Raw genomic sequence first — 1,545 nt, 5'->3', positions numbered from 1 at the left:
ACTACTCTTACGGGGCTTCAACCACTGATTCGCTTCCGCTGCACCTTCTGGTCTCGATTGCCGAGCCCACCCCATCTGGCGGTGCTGAGACGTCTCGGCTTTGTCGGAGCTGCTTCCCGCCTTCCCCGGCGTTCCCCGGCTCAGGCTGCTCCCATCTTCGATAGGACCGCTGCGACGGCCCCACGGTCGAGGTCTTTCACCTCCACTCGGTCGCGCAACGCCTCGTGGCGCACGGCGAAGTAGTAGTACGCCGCGCTCTTGGGCGGCAGGTCGTGCGGCAGATAGTCCCATTGCACGCCGGTCCGGCCCTGGTAGCGGATGGCGTTGACGATCTCGCGTAACTCGTAGCCGCCCTGGTGGCCGCTGACGGACGGGTGCGCGGCCTTCCACGCGGTGAGTACCGGCTGTCGGGTAGCGGGAACGCATTGCTGCGTCCCCGCCCCCTCAGAACCGTGCGTGCCCGCTTGCCAGGCACACGGCTCAAGCAAGCCCCAGGGGCGTTCGCGGTGATGATGCAGAAGCTGCGGACCTCCTGCGAGTTCTGGCCCGGAGGCTGCGTTGGCAGGAGGCGTGCACGAGGCGTGTCTGCGGTCCGTCCGGCGTGCCATCTCGTCCGAGGTGAGTGAGATAGCTGGCGGCTACCGCTCTGCGGACGGTATTCAGCCACCAGCGTTCCCATTCGTGCGGGGATTGCGGTGGCTGAAAGGCGGTGAGGATGTAGTCCCCGCAGAGTGGACAGCGGCCTTCCTGCTTGGCGAGCAGATTCAGGTTGTAATTGTCCAGTGGGGGTTTGACCTTCCTCCGTCTTTTGGCCCAGTAGTCATGCAGGTCGGGGTCGTCGGGCGACGCCCTGCCGGTAACCAGCTGGTGCCGGACGATGTTCGTCCAGGAGAATTTGACCATATGAAAAGTGCCGCCGCTTTCGCTGATGCAGCTGCGATCGCCGAACACCCAGTGGTCGTTCCTGTACTTGTTGAACTTGCCATAGTAGCGGCGCACGATCCACTTCTTCGGCTTGTTGGGGTGGGAGTGCTTGGCCCACTTGTAGGTGTGCCGCCACACGTGAGAGTCCAGGTCCGAGAAGACCCGGCTGGACACCACCCCACGGTAGTAGGCCGCCCAACCCCGGATGATCGGGTTGAGTTTGGCGATGACCGCCACCACATTCGATCCGCGAAGATTTCGCATCTCGTCCGTGAGCCTTTCCCGTATCCGCATGACCGCCTTCTTGCTTGGCTTGATGATCAGCTTGGGCCCGTGAAACTGACGGAGAGTGAATCCCAGGAAGTCGAAACCTTCGGAGAGATGCACAATGCGCGTCTTCTCCTCATTAAAGGTCAGGCCCCTGGGGGCCAGCCACGCCGCAAGCCGTGCCTTGACCTGCTCCGCTTGCTGCCGGGAGTGACAGCAGGCGACCAGGTGAGTAGGCCGGGGGGATCGCACCCCCGGCCTCTCGCAGAACCGGACTTGAACCTCTCGACTCATCCGGCTCCCATCGCCCAGCCGTCAGGACGTGCGCCGAGCCTCCAGTGCGCGAACAGGCGG

The 1,545-nt window shown here is 63.8% G+C and carries 2 protein-coding genes; both read right to left on the bottom strand.

Translation table 11 applies throughout. The annotated features are described in order from the left end of the window. Nucleotides 1–140: 140 nt before the first annotated feature. Complete coding sequence (locus ABGA98_RS45610; protein ID WP_347624738.1) at nucleotides 141–488, bottom strand: transposase; 348 nt, start codon at nucleotides 486–488, stop codon at nucleotides 141–143. Next, nucleotides 481–1,311, bottom strand: a complete 831-nt coding sequence (locus tag ABGA98_RS45605; RefSeq protein WP_347624737.1) for a group II intron maturase-specific domain-containing protein — start codon at nucleotides 1,309–1,311, stop codon at nucleotides 481–483. Before ABGA98_RS45605 ends, ABGA98_RS45610 begins: the two co-directional genes overlap by 8 nt. Nucleotides 1,312–1,545 lie beyond the last annotated feature (234 nt).

The organism is Nonomuraea sp. B1E8, assembly GCF_039871515.1.
Classification (GTDB): Bacteria; Actinomycetota; Actinomycetes; order Streptosporangiales; family Streptosporangiaceae; genus Nonomuraea.
Note: the sequence above shows the minus strand (reverse complement) of the source record. Positions and strands in the feature narration are given on the sequence as shown.